The 16,668-nt window shown below is 41.0% G+C and carries 14 protein-coding genes; 4 read left to right on the top strand and 10 right to left on the bottom strand.

Features of this window, described 5'->3' with window-relative positions; translation table 11 throughout:
• Nucleotides 1-81: 81 nt before the first annotated feature.
• The 3 genes from L2764_RS04495 to L2764_RS04505 form a co-directional block, all read right to left on the bottom strand.
• Complete coding sequence (locus tag L2764_RS04495) at nt 82-360, bottom strand: hypothetical protein (RefSeq protein ID WP_248939048.1); 279 nt, start codon at nt 358-360, stop codon at nt 82-84.
• 124 nt (nt 361-484) lie between these two features.
• Entirely contained in the window at nt 485-1,831 is a 1,347-nt protein-coding gene (locus L2764_RS04500) for an NAD(P)/FAD-dependent oxidoreductase (RefSeq protein WP_248939049.1), read from the bottom strand.
• 46 nt (nt 1,832-1,877) lie between these two features.
• Nucleotides 1,878-2,459, bottom strand: coding sequence for a GNAT family N-acetyltransferase (locus L2764_RS04505; RefSeq protein WP_248939050.1), 582 nt, complete (start codon nt 2,457-2,459; stop codon nt 1,878-1,880).
• Nucleotides 2,460-2,706: 247 nt separating this feature from the next.
• Here L2764_RS04505 and L2764_RS04510 point away from each other — a divergent pair, with 247 nt between their 5' ends.
• Entirely contained in the window at nt 2,707-4,389 is a 1,683-nt protein-coding gene (locus tag L2764_RS04510) for a DUF8614 domain-containing protein (protein ID WP_248939051.1), read from the top strand.
• 405 nt (nt 4,390-4,794) lie between these two features.
• On the top strand, nt 4,795-7,200 hold the full coding sequence (locus L2764_RS04515) for a Lon protease family protein (protein ID WP_248939052.1): 2,406 nt from the start codon (nt 4,795-4,797) through the stop codon (nt 7,198-7,200).
• Nucleotides 7,201-7,264: 64 nt separating this feature from the next.
• Here the strand turns inward: L2764_RS04515 and L2764_RS04520 are convergent, their stop codons facing one another.
• Nucleotides 7,265-8,185, bottom strand: coding sequence for a manganese-dependent inorganic pyrophosphatase (locus L2764_RS04520; protein WP_248939053.1), 921 nt, complete (start codon nt 8,183-8,185; stop codon nt 7,265-7,267).
• Nucleotides 8,186-8,569: 384 nt separating this feature from the next.
• On the opposite strand from L2764_RS04520, the gene L2764_RS04525 reads away from it, so the two are divergent.
• Nucleotides 8,570-9,058, top strand: coding sequence for a hypothetical protein (locus tag L2764_RS04525; RefSeq protein ID WP_248939054.1), 489 nt, complete (start codon nt 8,570-8,572; stop codon nt 9,056-9,058).
• A gap of 370 nt (nt 9,059-9,428) precedes the next feature.
• Nucleotides 9,429-9,905: a T3SS effector SopD family protein gene (locus L2764_RS04530; RefSeq protein WP_248939055.1), complete on the top strand. Its 477-nt coding sequence runs from the start codon at nt 9,429-9,431 to the stop codon at nt 9,903-9,905.
• A gap of 96 nt (nt 9,906-10,001) precedes the next feature.
• Here the strand turns inward: L2764_RS04530 and L2764_RS04535 are convergent, their stop codons facing one another.
• The 6 genes from L2764_RS04535 to L2764_RS04560 form a co-directional block, all read right to left on the bottom strand.
• Nucleotides 10,002-10,541, bottom strand: a complete 540-nt coding sequence (locus tag L2764_RS04535) for a DUF2937 family protein (protein WP_248939056.1) — start codon at nt 10,539-10,541, stop codon at nt 10,002-10,004.
• Between the two features lie 197 nt (nt 10,542-10,738).
• Nucleotides 10,739-11,032, bottom strand: a complete 294-nt coding sequence (locus L2764_RS04540) for a DUF4144 family protein (protein ID WP_248939057.1) — start codon at nt 11,030-11,032, stop codon at nt 10,739-10,741.
• Between the two features lie 54 nt (nt 11,033-11,086).
• The gene (locus L2764_RS04545) at nt 11,087-11,491 is read right to left on the bottom strand and encodes a GFA family protein (protein WP_248939058.1); all 405 of its coding nucleotides are present in this window, start codon (nt 11,489-11,491) and stop codon (nt 11,087-11,089) included.
• A 157-nt stretch (nt 11,492-11,648) separates the two neighbouring features.
• Nucleotides 11,649-12,653, bottom strand: a complete 1,005-nt coding sequence (locus L2764_RS04550; protein ID WP_248939059.1) for a hypothetical protein — start codon at nt 12,651-12,653, stop codon at nt 11,649-11,651.
• A 252-nt stretch (nt 12,654-12,905) separates the two neighbouring features.
• Nucleotides 12,906-13,445, bottom strand: a complete 540-nt coding sequence (locus tag L2764_RS04555) for a GNAT family N-acetyltransferase (protein WP_248939060.1) — start codon at nt 13,443-13,445, stop codon at nt 12,906-12,908.
• Nucleotides 13,446-13,620: 175 nt separating this feature from the next.
• Nucleotides 13,621-16,665 carry an efflux RND transporter permease subunit gene (locus L2764_RS04560; protein ID WP_248939061.1) on the bottom strand — a complete coding sequence of 1,015 codons (3,045 nt, stop codon included), beginning with the start codon at nt 16,663-16,665 and terminating at the stop codon, nt 13,621-13,623.
• Between the last annotated feature and the right edge of the window lie 3 nt (nt 16,666-16,668).

A 16,668-nucleotide genomic window follows, 5' to 3' on the forward strand; every position in this document is an offset into this window, starting at 1 on the left:
CCTACCGCGCGTTGAATTCCCACTAAAAGATCACATATCAAAGCGGATTGGTATGACTCTTAAGCATTTCTTTTGCCTTATTCATGCTCTTTTAATACGTACGATTTTAAATATATCAATCTCAAATCCTGCAAGTTGCTCCGTTTCACTATAATAAGTTATATTCACTCTCGCACCCGCCAAACTCTTGTATTTTTGAGTACGGCGAAACTTAAACGGTGTCTCACAGCCTTCAGCCATTAACGTATGTAGTACCCATTCTTCTTTTTCTCTTTGTGTGTGGCTGATAATTTTCATTGCTTCAGAATGAACTAAACGGTCATGTTTTTTTAGCATTTTATCTACTTTCTTTGAAGCCATCGTTACACTCCTAACGTTACCAATAAATCACCCGACAACCTGCTTTCAAGACATTCAGGGATCCATTATATCCCATTACTGGCTTCATTCAAAAAGGCCATTTATTCCTTAAAATATGTTGGTTTTATCCCCATTTATCCTTTAACCAAGCATAATGATAATACGCCCACTGCCCCGCTCTTCTGGATCTAGGTAAAGGAAAAGCGGGTAATGCTTGCGTGTATAATGGCAAATCAGGCACACTTTCACCCGCGATTTGTTGCGCCAATCGAAAAGCCGCCTGCGCGCTGAAAGACACTCCTGAACCGCAATAGCCCAAACTGTATCCAACCCCATTTTTTTCATATACGTGCGGCATATCATCCATCGCAGCCGCGATCCAACCGGTCCAATTATAGGCAATGTTAATGGATGATAAACTTGGGAAACACTGCAACATGGCCAAATACAAACGTTGTAGATATCGCTCTTTATGGGCATCTTTACCATTAATGGCTCCTCGCCCCCCAAATAATAAACGATTATCGGGTAATAGCCGATAATAGTATTTTAAGATCCGAGTATCCATGGTGACTTGATGAGTCTTTAACCCTGATAACGTTAACTGTTCAGCAGTGAGCGGTTCGGTCACAAATATTTGGCTTAAGATCGGTAAAAAATGATTATCAACTCGATGATTGAAACGCTTTGGGGTATAAGCATTCCCCACTGTGATCACCTTTTTAGCGGTTAACTCACCCGTTCCGGTGATTAATCTATGCTTCCCCCGCTCTTCAATCCATTGCAGCACACACGCATCCTCAAAAAGAGGTACTTTTTGTGCTTGAACCAGTTTTTTATAACCCAATAGTAATTTCAAGGGATTGATCCCAAATCCATCATTTAACCTTAATGCACCATATGCTTGCTTATGATCCATCAGCTCTGCTGTTAATTGATCACGGTGAATAAATTCGGCATCTTCACCTAAATGCTCGCTAATAAAACGGGCAGCCTGTGTGAGCTGCGTCATTGCCTTTTCATTATGCGCTATTTTTAAATACCCTTTCTGCTCCGGCTCACAGCGAATATGGTGATCTTGAATTAACCCCTCCACTCTTGAGACTGCATCACTAAATTCTCGATAAATGCCTTTTGCCGTGGCTAAATCCCAACGTTTGGCCATTTTCTGGTAGCCTAAACGCCCAGAACCTTTCAGTACAAATCCGGCATTACGGGCGCTGCCCCCAAAGCCGACTCGATTGGCTTCTAACACACAGCAATCAATATTAAATTCATTCGCTAAATAATAAGCGGTTAATAATCCAGTATATCCCCCGCCAATAATCGCGACTTCAGTTTGATGCGTTCCCCTTAAACGGGGACACATCGCCGGCAAATCTTGTGTACTGGCCCAATAAGAATCTGGCATGTCTAAACGATGAGGAAAATCGTGTATGAGGGGATCGAAATTAACATGATGCTTCAACATGAGAAATCATAACTCCATGAACTAACTTACTGATGATGGTATCGGTTTAATTAAATCGTAATAACATTTCACATGCGCTGCATTGGCAAGGACAGCCACATAATACACATTCATAATCACTGTATTCTTTTGGATCACTCCAGCGCCCTAAATGAGTCGCGATCAATTCTCCTCCCGCTTTTGTAAAGTACTTAACCGCCGCATTATTGGGACTTTGTTGCCAAAGATGACTCACGCCTCCCAGTCCCCTTTGTTTTTTTACCGCCGTTATTGCTGCCGTTAATAAACGCCCTCCGCTACCTTGCCCTTGAAAAAGCGGATCAATGGTATTGCATTTGAAATAACACAAGTCTTGAACATCCACCCCCCATAACGTTGGGCTACACCATTGATCGATCTGCCATTGGCCTGGAGCATAAGTCAGTCTAAAGCCAATTAATGTCTCTTGTTGATGCAAGACAAAGCTTGCATTCACGCCCGCCTTAATGCCCTTATCTCTCATGGTCATTAAACTCGACATCGTTAAATAGCCTTCCCCATGTACATGGTTTCCCAATGCAATAACAGCCGAAAAATCTTCTATTTCTAACGGTTTAATCACCGAGTGAATATCTAAACTACCTTTCACTGCACTCACCTTGTTAACTGACTACTACCCCATGGGGATAATCATCACATATTAACAACCTAATATAAATTAAAAACTGTCTTATAGAACATAATAAACACCAAGGTAAGCGCGTAAACGGGCATAAAAGGGTCAATAACGGCTCATTGAGTAGAATAAAACCAGATAAACTTTATTAATGCGCCAACAAGATGTAGATTACTCTCGATAAATGTGAAGAACAATCATAAAAACGGAGATCTTCCTCTTGATAAAACCTACTCTTCTTTCACTTGCCCTTATTGGCATGTTAAATGGCTGCTCAAAACCTGATACAAATGATCTCTCAACCCCGGTTTCAAAAACCGCCAGCACGCATACAGAACAAGATTACCAACAAATGCTCAATCGCTTTGTCGACGTCGATATGCAAGCCGATTTGAATAATTTATCCGATCTTGATATTCAAGTACTCAGGAAGCTTATTCACGTTGCCAATATTCTTGATGGCATTTATTTAAGACAGACCTATGAAAATAATGAGCAGATCCGACAAGCCATTAAAGATTCGAAGGATCCTCATCAACAAGCCCTACTGTCACTGTATGACTTACATTATGGCCCTTGGGATACATTAGAAGGTGATAAGCCGTTTTTTGGCCAAACAGAGCGTCCGGATGGTGCTGGTGTTTACCCTGTCGATCTGACTCGCGAAGAGTTTAATCAGTGGATCGTCTCACACCCTGAAGATGAAGCGGCTTTTAAAAGTGGTTACACCGTGATTGTACGTGAAGCCGATAAGCTAAAAGCCATCCCTTATAGTCTTTATTATGCCAAGGATCTACAAGCTGCTGCTAAATTAATGCAACAAGCGGCCGCAATGACTGAAGATAAAAGTTTACGGATATTTTTACTTAAACGCGCCGATGCGTTTCTCAATGATGATTATCGCGATTCAGAAATGGCTTGGATGGATCTGGATGGAAACTTGGAAGTGGCTATCGGTCCTTATGAAACCTATACCGATAAGCTGTTTGGCTACAAAACTTTTTTTGAAGCCTTTATTACCGTCCGCAATCCAGAAGACAGTGCCAAGCTCGCCGTTTATAAAAAATATTTAACGCAAATGGAGCTTAACTTACCCATTAAAGATGAATATAAAAACTTACAACGCGGTGCAGAATCGCCCATTTCAGTCGTCGATCAAGTCGCTGGCGGCGGCGATAATAAGCCCGGCGTGCAAACAGTCGCCTTTAACCTCCCCAATGATGAGTACGTCAGGGAAGTCAAAGGCAGTAAAAAAGTCATGCTAAAAAATGTGCTCAATGCAAAATATCAAGCCATTATGCAACCCATTTCATCACTGATCATCACCAAAGAACAACAACCTTTATTGATGGAAAAGTATTTCTTCAATGAAACATTATTTCATGAACTATCACATGGGTTAGGCCCTGGCACTTTAACGCTAAAGGGCAAAAAAACCAGTGTCAGTGAACAGCTTAAAGAGACTTATTCGAAAATAGAAGAAGGCAAAGCTGATGTGATGGGCGCATATAACATGCTATTCTTAATGGATAAAGGCGAGTTACCGAATACGGAACGCCAAAATATGCTAGTCACTTATTTTGCGGGGTTATTCCGCTCTATGCGATTTGGCATTCATGAAGCTCATGGCGCCGGAGCCGCTTTCCAATATAATTATTTCAAAGAAAAACAAGCATTCACTTTCGATGAGAAAACACAGACCTTTAAAGTGAATTTTGTTGAGATGGAAATGGCCATCACCGATCTTGTCAAACAAGTCACCATGATCCAAGCGCTCGGAGACTACCAAGCCTCTCAAGATTTTTTAGCTAAATATGCCATCCTTGCGGATGAAGTCGCGAAAGTAAACCAAAAAATGGCTGCCATCCCAACGGATATTAAGCCTATTTACCCTAAAATCTAAACAATGCTCATCCATAAAATACAATTTAACAGGCCACGCTAAGTGGCCTTTTTTAGCCACTATCACCCCCTCACAATGCTCATAAGATTACTGCTCTCTTCCGTGTTACTTTACTATCTAGCCGTTATGGCTGATCTACGTGGAATCATAATCAATACCTTAGGCGATCAACAATCCATTCCCTATACATTGACTGAAGCCACCCGAGTCAGTTGAAGATCCCGCTGACTTGAATGTCTGTTTCAAAAAGAGCTCCCATCCTCAGCCACTCCCTTTTCCTTAAGGTTAAAAAACAACCATACAATCCTCATTTCGTTAATAAATACTCAAAAACCATCAATTATTGCAGTAATGAATGAACTTAGCGTATAAAGTAGAAAAAACCACGCATCAAGAGGACGCCTTATGCCCATACACCCTCTCAGCAGTGAGCAACTTTATCGTCGCTCTGAACTCAATGAACTGGATGCCACTTGTACATCCACGAAACACTTATTGCCGCTCGATGAGATCGTCGGTCAAGCCCGTGCTCAGCACGCTGTCGAATTTGCGCTATCGATGAAAGAAAAAGGCTATAACATTTATGCATTAGGTCGTAATGGCCTTGGTAAGCGCACCATGATCCTACGTCATTTAAACAAACAATCCACTTCAGATAAGAGTCAATCATTCGATCCACTCTATGACTGGTGCTACGTGGTGAATTTTGATGATGCTCGTCAACCCCGTGTTCTGAAACTCCCTGCAGAAATGGGCCCCAAATTAAAAAAAGACATTGAAACATTAATGCAAAAATTATCGAAAGCCTTGCCCTTGGCTTTCGATAATGAAATGTATTACGCTCGAGCCGATAAACTTAAAAATCAATTAGCATCAAAGCAAGAGCAAGCCATCATTACCCTCACCAATGATGCACAAAAACTCGGTGTCAGTTTAAGCATTTCAACTAAAGGGAATTATGAATTAATCGCACTCAATGGTGAAGAAGCCCATACCGAAGAAAGCTATAGCCAACTGAGTTATGCTCAGCAAACAAAATTACAAACCGCCATCAGTAAACTTGAAGCCAAACTCAGAGGCTTGATCAGGCAAATTACCGTTTGGGAAGAAGAGTACACCGATAAGCAACAAAAGCATGATGAACAAGTCGCTGAAGATGTACTTAGCCATTCTCTGCATAAATTAAAAGAAAAATATAAAGCATTGCCACAAATTAAACAGTATTTGAAAGCAATGCGAAAAGACATTTTAGATAATTTAGACATTTTTCTTGAAGAAAATGAAGAACAAATTGCGTTGGCTTATGCCGCCCTGAGTAAAAAAATGCCCCGACGCTATCAAGTCAATGTACTGGTGTCACAAGCAAAAAAGTCACCGCCCATCATCATTGAAGATAGCCCTAATTATCATACTCTCTTTGGTTATGTCGAAAATGCCACCTACAAAGGGACCGTCATTACAGACTTTTCATTAATTCGTGCCGGCAGTTTACATAAAGCCAACGGTGGCGTATTAATGATAGATGCAGTGAAAGTACTGGAACATCCCCATGTTTGGGATGGCTTAAAACGTGCTTTACGCTCTAAGAAGCTCAGTCTCAGTTCACTCGAACGTGAAGTCACCTTATCGGGCGCCATTTCTTTAGATCCTGAAGCCATTCCACTCAATATCAAAATTATTCTTTTTGGCGATCACCACACTTATAAATTACTACAACGTTTTGACCCTGAATTTTGTGAACTCTTTAAAGTTACCGCCGACTTTGAAGACAAAATGCCCCGTACTCATCAATCTGAACGTCACTATGCTCAGTTTATTTCCAGCATTGTTCACAGTAATAAGATGCTGCATTGCGATCGCGCCGCTATCGCCCGCATTATTGAATTTAGCTCACGTCAGGTTGACTGCCAAGATCAGCTTTCCTTGCATTCTGTCGATGTGGCCAATTTATTAAGAGAGGCCAATTATTGTGCCCGCAGTGCAAAAGCCACGCTCATTCGCGCCAGCCATATCGAGCAAGCCCTGCGAAATAAAGAACTGCGCATTTGTCGAGCCAAAGATGAGTTTATGCAAAGCTTCGTCAACGGCACCACTTTATTACAAACTCAAGGTAAAACCATAGGGCAAGTCAACGCCTTATCGGTGATGTCTACCTCTGATTATTTATTTGGTGCGCCGAGTCGTATTACTGCGACAACCTCATTTGGTGAAGGGAAAGTATTTGATATTGAAAGAAAAGTAGAATTAAGTGGTAGTATACACTCCAAAGGTGTAATGATCTTAAGCGCCTTTTTGGCATCCATATTGGGTAAAACTGATAAAATCCCTCTCTCGACTCATCTCACTTTCGAGCAATCATATGGCGGTGTTGATGGTGACAGCGCCACCATGGCAGAACTATGCACCATTTTATCTTCTATTGCCGATCTCCCCTTAAGGCAAGACATTGCCATTACAGGTTCAATGAACCAATTTGGTGAGTCACAACCGATTGGCGGCGTGAATGAAAAAATTGAAGGTTTCTTCGATGTTTGTCAGATCAAAGGGTACACACAAACACAAGGGGTGATAATCCCCCGTTCAAATATCCATAACTTAATGTTAAGAAAAGATATTATTACTGCCGTTAAAAAAGGTCAGTTCCACATTTGGGCGATAGATCATGTGGACCAAGCGATCGAACTCTTGATGGGAACGGCCATAGGAAAGCACAATCCCCAAGGACATTATCCTGAAACATCGGTATTAGGCCTCGCTCATGCCAAATTAGCGGCACTGCGCGCTCAGTCACCTCATTCGCCTCAATCGTAACATTACCCACCCATAAAAAAGAGCCTCATTTGAGGCTCTTCATTTTCATGATAACGGATCAATATTAACTAAACACTTGCTGTAATGGGGGAACAATTTGCTTTTTACGGCTCAGTACCCCGTCAAGCCACACTTTTCCATCAACAAGTGGTTTAGCATAAGCTTGTTCGATAAGACTCACATCATCACTGCTAACCAGTAATTCAGAGCCTTCTTTCATGATATCCGTCAGCAGTAATAACACACTGTGACGCTCACCTTCTGCTTTTAATGCTGCAATATCGGTTTCTAAATCCGCTTTTAGATCATCAAAAACGGCTAAATCAATCACTTCAAGCTGACCAATACCGACTTTTTTGCCATTCATATTAAAATCTTTAAAATCACGCATCACTAATTCACGGACAGGCGTCCCTTGAACAGCGGATTTAACGATAAACATGTCCATGCCAAGCGCTTTAAAATCTTGCACGTCAGCAATTTCAGCTAGCGCTTCCACGCAGCGGATGTCCGCAGTGGTGCAAGTCGGTGATTTAAAAATCACCGTATCACTTAAGATGGCGCACATCATGATGCCTGCAATCTCTTTCGGAATAGCCACATTATAAAAATCATACATCATTTTAATAATGGTGTTACTGCAACCCACTGGACGGATCCAGCACTCTAAAGGCGTCGATGTGGTTAAATCACCTAATTTATGATGATCCACAATGCCGACAATGGTCGCTTCAGCGATATCATCCGGTGCTTGGGTTAATTCAGAATGATCAACAATATACACTTCTTCGCCAGCGTAACTTAATTTAAGCTCTGGCGCATCGAAACCAAACTTATCTAAAATAAAAGCCGTTTCTGGGGACAATTCGCCTAAACGAGCCGCAATAGAATCTTCACCAATTTGATTTCTTAAATAGGTTAGTGCAATCGCCCCACAAATCGAATCTGAATCTGGGATCTTGTGGCCTACTACATAAACTGACATATACACATCTCTCCTGTAATTTTCTTTATTTTAACAAAACGTCAAGGACTTCGGAAACAGTTAATCTGCACGATGCTTAAATTATACTCATAAAACGCACTTTATTCGTGAACTGATGCAAGATCGGTCAATAAATTTAATCCTGCATCCATCAAAACTTTACTCCCAATGAGAGATTGGTCCACTTTACAGAAATGACGGGTAAAAATGATAGTCCTACATAGCTTATATCACGATAATATCAATTTAATAACTTATCTTGTTTTACAATAAGTTAGGTTGAATTTCGAACTGCTAAGCCTTTTAATGAAAACAGATGAAAATGAACACTCTTTTTCATCTTAAATGATCTTAACGGCTTATTGATTAACGCAATGGAAACTTATGCCCACTATTCACCTGTTTCATCCAAAAGTGACGATACCGAGCACTCAATTTCACGCCTCAGAGCAACCGATCCAAGACGTGTCTTTGGGCAAGAGTCGCCTAACGGCTTTTGTTGAAGGCAATATGGACAAGGTGACTCAACTTGGTTGCTTTGAAATATCCATTGATAGGCACTTTTGTGCCAGTAAAAAAACCAATGCCCTAAACATTATTAATGATATGATCAAACTGGATATGACTTATAAAGAGAATAGTCCAAGCGAACAACTGCTGGCGATAGAGAAAAACTTTCAACAATTGAAAACACTCGCAGGTGAAGGGAATAACGGGTTATTTAAAGTGGTACGAAATGATGCCCAAAGCACCACGACCTTCATCATCGACAATCATACCATTGCTAAAATCAACGCCGTCTGTGGTGGGTTTGAAAATAGCCAAGAAATGTCAGCGTCAGGCGCTTGGATAGCAGAAGAGTTGAGTATTTAACCCAAACAAACTTAATATCTCCAAGCCCCCCTATCCTTAATAAGCAAAGATAAAAAGAACAACTAAATACAATATAAGCCACCTTCATAGTGGCTTATGATCCCATCAAATAATCACACATTGATTTATCGATAATACATTAGCAAGCAGTAAACTAACCTTTGGTCTAACTGATCGGATGACTTTACCGATATTTATGCTAAAACTGATAGCGGTACAGGTTAGCTTAATCGATAATCGCTGCTTACTTGAGCTAACAGTACAACCCAGTAAATCCTAGTTTAACTGAAGAAGATTAAACCAGTGGTTATCAGTCATTTCAAGTTCAAAAAATGATTTCATTATTACAGCATTAGCTAAGGAATAACTTATGACTATTTTCGCATCAGCGACTCTTAATATACCTCGTTGTACCTCAAATATAGACGATAATGCACACTCAGAAGTCACCCTAAATAAAAGTCAATTAGAAGGGTTCATCTCAGGCGACATGGATAAAGCCACAAAAATGTCATTTTGGGATAATATCATCGACTTTTTTTATCCTTCTTACAATAAAGAAGAAGCACTACAAACTATCAGTGAAATGATTGGCTGGGAAAGTGAGAATGCCAACCTCCCAGAATGGGAAAAAGGTGGAGAGGCTGACTTACTAATTAGACTAGAGAACAATTTTCAAAAATTATTTGACCTTGCCGACGATGGCACAAAAGGTAAATTTATGATTGACACAAATCAAAATCCTACCAAAACAACATTTAAAATAGATGGTCATACTATTGCTTCAGCTAATGCCATTACAAATTCAAATAATAGCGAAATAATTGAAGAAGATTTAAACTGGTAATATCCGCCAATACATTTTCATAAGAATAACCACCAATTAGCTTGTGGTTATTCACTTAGCCTCTTCGGGAAATGATTACACATTTCCCGAAGCATGTTAAAGACGTCTTCTGGGATGCACCGGACCAAAGACAACTCGCCTTGTTAAACGTAACGTTTGCCAAATCAAGGTTAACAACAGTTCGGCCGCAGCAGCCAGTAATCCACCCGCAATCAAACCGACCATAATGGCTTTACTGTTTAATACGATAGAGTAAGTATAATTTTTTAACACAGCCGCTTTGATATCCAGCAAAGGATCCCAGATAAACTGTATATAGGGGCTATATTCATCTGCTGAAAAGCGTTGCCATGCCATCGACAAGCTATTTTGTCTTTGCATTAATCCTTCAACATTGGTGCCGGCATCATTAAAAACAGGATCATCATTACTTTGATAATAAGTAATGAGTTTGTCAATGCTGCCGCCAAAGTAACGATCAGCATCCCCCTGAAATGCGTTAAGACTAAGCTTCGACTCGGTTAATTGCGCCTGCAGACGTTTACCATATTGATCCACCACACTCGGTGCTTGTATGCCCACCAGCACGCCAGCCATAAACAACATTAAACGTAAATATTCAATTATTTTTTTCATTATGATCCACAGCCAGTATGTAAGGTATATTTATCATACGGTATAAGAGCGACAATGGGTGATTGAATATAAATGACAACGAAATAAATGACTCATAATGAAAAATTCACACATTATAAAGCCGCAATTTCATTAATATCACTGATAATTTCAATGGCTTGATAATAAGTTGTCGTATGAATTTTTGCTGAACACACTTACTGTACTAAACAAGCATTTTGTTGTATCAACAATAACAAATCGACTAACAAAATCCTTTTATTCGTGACCATCAGCCTCAATTTACCTTTGTGTTCTGTTAAATTAAAAACCTGCCCTTTTGAATCAATTAAATTATCTTCCCCTTCAATGATACTAGTATCACCCTGAGTATTCTCTTGCCAACCCGCTTCATCTGCAACATAAATGAGTTCATCATCGCCATGATAACAAATCACCGCAGGCCAGTGGACATCGGGGTTAAGTGTATTTGATATTGTATCATTTTTCATTCAATTGGCCCATCTGAAACTGGTCATATTTTAACCGAGGCGTGTTTATTCAGCTTATCGTCCAGGTTCATGCTCACTATAACAAGCCAAAGACGTCTCAATCGTACCCCAACAGGCTTTAGAGTCAATAAAATTGTGTGATAAAGGTCGCTCCACAATATCTGAATCCAGTAGCCCTAGACGTAATCGATAACGTACAGGATCAGCACTGTTTTCACTGTACAAGGGGGAAGCACAACGACGACAAAAATAACGTTTTCGCCCCAATTTCACCTCATAAAAACTCACTAAATCATGACCTTTAACAATACTGAAGTCGGATTGCTGAATAAACCCATTAGTCGCGTAAGCGGATCCACTAGATTTTCGACATAAAGAGCAATGACAATGAATAATGTGTTCAATCGCGCCTTGCAGTTCAATTTTAACGCCTTTACAAAGACAACGTCCTTGGTACATATTTCCCCTCTGTATAACTAACTCTATATCATTGATGTTGGTGATTATAAATGATTCATTCCAATATTGTATATTGTCAGTGCTGCTTACCAATACGATTCATTTAAAGGTCTCTTTACTTCACTGCTATTTCATTTCAATACTATAAATAACTGAACTATAAGTAACTGACGCTAAGCTCAGCAAGATAGATCTTAGCATAAGGTTCAATGTCTTCTGGTGCATGATTAACTTGTACCACACTGATTAAATAGTACTGATCATGATATTGAAACAATTTAGCCCCCCTCAACAAAATGGAGTCTTCATAAATCACTTGATCATCGATTCGGGATTTAAGCGCAAAACGGGTATAGTTTTCAGAAAATCCCTTAGTGTGAATCGTAAAAGGTAATTTTGAACTCATATCAATGCCTTGTAATGCACCAAACGTCGCCACTTCAAAAGGATTGAGCCTCATATCCACTTTATTAAAGAAGCCCAATTCATTGAGTTCCCCTTGAGATAATGTCCCTATGATGTGCCTTGCATGATTATCTACAGCAACCACAATCCCGTCATCCCCTTGATGTAAATTCAATGAACGTTGTAAATTTTGCTCACTTAACCGAGCAAAAGACGGTGCCAGATGCTGCTGCTGATGATGAGGAAAGTTCAGTGAAATAGGGTTACCCGTTGCTGTACTCACCGCATACCAACTGGTATGTGTCGGTACCACGTCTTTTGCTAAATCAAAAGCAGGCTTTTTCAGGGTAAGCACTGGCATGAATGTTTTTAGCTCATCATTGGCCCACCAAGCGACAAAAATCAATATTGCCGCAGAGCCTGTCACCTTTAACGCCCCAATGGTAAAAGACGCATTATGAACGCCCCCAAGAAACCGATAGAGAATAGAGGAAACAGCAATGCCCAGAAAAATCGCAATAATGGGCGGTGGCACTAAAATAGGATCTTTCATATACCACAGCATGGTTAAAATAGGGGCTAAAAGAAGCGTCATGACGATGGCAATGATCACCACTATATCTTCTGCTGACAACGACTGCCTATGCCTTTTCGGGGACGACTTACGACGAGATGGCGATGCTATTTTTGTGGGTTTTGTTTCAACAATGTCGACTGTATTTGATTTAGGCTGATTAAGTTTTCTTGCATGAGCCATTGATTGGTTAACCCTCTCTAGTATTCCATTATTGAGGTAATATGTATTTTGCGATTACTCATACGCTACAGTATCGAGTCATAAGGGCTTACTGCGACCCAATATCCCCTTTTATTTAATAAATTACCGCTAAAATGCTAGAAATAAAATGCATTCAGCTCAAGCTTCGCTTATTTGTGGTAACCAATACTCTATTTAGCATACCAATAAAATAAGCGTCGTCACCCTTTATCTTTATTCTGCTATCAAAGACTATTCAATATTGAGTTGGCGAAACATAAAAGTATAGGGTAAAGGGGTACCTGCTATTCTAAACATGTCCTCAATTTCACCTGCCGCTTTGAAATCATTGCGCGAATATAAACCTATTGCGGCTAGATTACTCGATACCACCCATAAATCTAAATACTCAATATGAGGATAACCGCTAAGCCAAGTGATTAGGGTATTCAATAATTGTTTCCCCAAACCTTGCTGCCGATAGTCTCTGGACACCCCCATCCCCAATAATACTCGATGTTGAGTATAGGCTTGAGGGTGAGCACGGATCTCAATATGCCCAACAACGATGTCATCTTCAAATGCAAGCCAAAGCCGACGCCAACCCGTTTGTTCAATGCCTTTTTTGATTCCATCATAGAATTGAGACTTGATTAGCGTGGTGATATTCGACTCCGCACTCGACAAGGACTGAAAAAGATGGGTATCGCCAACACTATCATCAGATAAATGTGCCTGTAAATACTCAAAAAAATGACTGATATCATCAGGTTTAGCCAGCCTAATATTCATTATATTACCCACTTCTTATACTTATTTTTATTTATTGTTCCAGTCTATACCTTTATGACTCAGGTATACATACTTTCCCTCATAATCATCCAATTAACACATCTTTATCACTTTTGCGTAGCTAACGACCCTTTATCAAGTCCCAAAAATCAACACCATAAAAAGTGAACACTCTTTATTCATTAATCGCTTTAATGCGAAAGAAAATCGCATACAAAGTCGGTACCACCAGCATAGTAAGAAAGGTTGCAAAACCTAACCCCGCCATAATCGTAATCGACATATTCACAAAAAACACATCCGGTAACAGCGGGATCATGCCCAAAATAGTGGTCGCGGCCGCTAACACCACCGGCCTTAACCGACTCATGGATGAGTCAACAATCGCATCAAACCCCTGCTTTCCCATTGCAATTTGCTGATCGATTTCATCGATGAGTACGATGGCATTTTTAATCAATAACCCCACTAGCGACAACGCCCCAAGTATTGACATGAAATCAAATGCCCCGCCGGTCGCCAATAACCCTGCAGTGATCCCAATAATGGCCAGCGGCACCGTCAGCCAGATAATCAGCGGCTGACGCAATTTACCAAAGAGTAAAATAGAGGTTAAAATCATCAATAAAAAACCAACAGGTAATGCACCCGCTAACCCTGCTTGTGCTTTTTGAGAGTCTTCATATTCTCCTCCCCAAGACAAATGATAGCCAGGCGGTAATGTCATCGCGTCTATTTTCAATTTTAACCGTTCGAATAACGGTTCGGTAAATTCGCCTTTAGGATTACACGATGCAATAATCGTTTGAATACGATTCCGCCCCCGTAGCACCGTATTTTCCCAACGGGTTTGATATTCGCTCACCACTTGAGACGCGGGAATGGTTTTCCCCAGTACAGGGCTCCAAATTTGTACATCTCGCAAGCTGGCCACATCGCCTCTTTCATCATCAATGGCTCTCAACTTTATCGGTAATGAACGATGACTATCCCGATATGCACCGACCGTGTTACCTTCTGATGAATATTGCAATGCAAGGGCTAAATCTTCTCGGGTGATCCCAAGCTGCCTCCCCACTTGTTCATTAAAGACAGGGGTAATGACTTTCACCGGATTTCGCCAATCATCACGAATATCTCTGGCCTCATTGTCGCTGCGCATAATCGCTTGCGCCCTCACTGACAACTCCCTTAGCACACTCGCATCAGGCCCACTGAACCTCGCTTCAATCTTACCATCTCGACCGGGCCCTATGCGCAATGCCTTAATAATGGGATCGTTAGACAGCGTATTGGCTCGCATGTAGTCTTCAACTTGTTGCCACACCTCAGGGATCATTTCCCTCGACTCAGTTTGAACAATAATTTGCGCATAGGCAGGCGCAGGCTCTTTTGAATCATAAACAAGGGTAAAGCGTTGATGCGCCCCGCCAATCACCGTACTGGTTTGTAATACCCCAGGTAAATTATCTAAATACTGACTGATTTTTAACGCCGTATCGCGGGTGTTAAGAATATCACTGCCCTCAGGCTCCCATACATCAATAAAAAACATTGGCGTATTCGATTCTGGGAAGAAGCCACTCTTCACATAACTAAACCCCATCACAGCAATAACAAATAACACCACAACACTGCCCACCGTCACCCAACGATAATGGATCGCAGTGCACACCAGTTTTCGATACACGGTGAAAAAGAGGCCTTTATAAGGATCGGACTCAGACGCAGACTCATCGCCTTGCTTCATCAATAAAGCGCACAACAAGGGGGTCGTACTCACGGCCGTCAGCCAAGATAAAGAAAGGGAAATAAAAATGACATAAAATAATGAACCGGCAAACTCTCCAGTGGAATCAGGCGATAAACCAATAGCCGAAAACGCTAAAATACCAATGGCTGTGCCGCCCAATAGTGCCCATATGGTGGACCCTACTGTTTGCGCAGCGGCTTCTGCGGCCTTCATTCCCCTTTGCATACGAACCATCATGCCCTCGGCAACCACAATGGCATTATCCACCAGCATGCCTAAGGCGATCACTAAGGCTCCCAAAGAGATCCGCTGTAAATCGATAGCAAACAAATCCATAAAGAATAAGGTACCTGCAACGGTGATCAGTAACACACTGCCAATGATCAACCCGACTCTCATCCCCATAAACAGTAATAAAACCACAATCACAATGGCAACGGCTTGCCCCACACTTACAATAAAACCACTCACCGATTTATCCACTTCTTGAGGCTGGTTATAAATAAGTTTGAACCCCATACCCAAGGGAATAATAGATTTAAGCTCTTGAAAACGCTGTGCTAATCGTTTACCTACTTTGACCACATTTTCACCGGGTAACATCGATATACCAATTGCAAGCCCTGGCTCACCATTAACATAGTACAGTTTATTGGGCACATCATTATATGCTCGCGTTATGGTGGCGATATCCTTCAAATAGATCAACCGCTTATCTTTAGAGCTAATGAGTACATCACCAATAGACTGAACAGACTGGAACGTCCCTGTTGGGCTAATCCTAAGATAATCATCGCCCACGCGGATCCCCCCCGCATCAATCACTTCATTCTGTGAGGCTAAAATACTGGCAATACTGTGTAACGAAATACCCAACTCACCTAAATTTGAACGAGATATTTCCACATAAACGACTTCTTTTTGCTCCCCATCTATGACTATCTTTCTTACGCCTGGTACTTGTACCATTTGTTTTTTGACTTTATCGGCCGTATCCCACAAATCCCGCCAAGAATAACCTTTCCCCGTTAAAATACCGTACACGCCATACACATCCCCAAAGTCATCAATCACCATCGGTGCACTTGCACCTGAAGGTAAAGACGGCGTGACATCGGCAATTTTTCGACGCAATTCATCAAAGATATTCGGAAAGTCTTTCTTTCTATACTTATCTTTAAACTCAATCGTGATATCGGAGAGACCAGGGCGAGATACCGACATTTTAATCCACTTGACTTGGGGCAATTTTTGAACGGCATCTTCAATGTAATAGGTCACCTCATCTTGCACTTCTTGTGCTGTGGCTCCTGGGTATAACGTAATGACTTTTGCGAGTTTAATGGTAAATTCCGGATCTTCTAACTTGCCCATTTGATTGAACGCAATGATCCCGCCGCCCAATAGCACAATGATAAATAACCAAGAAATAACTTTATTGTGAACTGAATACTCACCAATATTCATGTT

The sequence above is a fragment of the Shewanella surugensis genome (assembly GCF_023284005.1).
GTDB lineage: Bacteria > Pseudomonadota > Gammaproteobacteria > Enterobacterales > Shewanellaceae > Shewanella > Shewanella surugensis.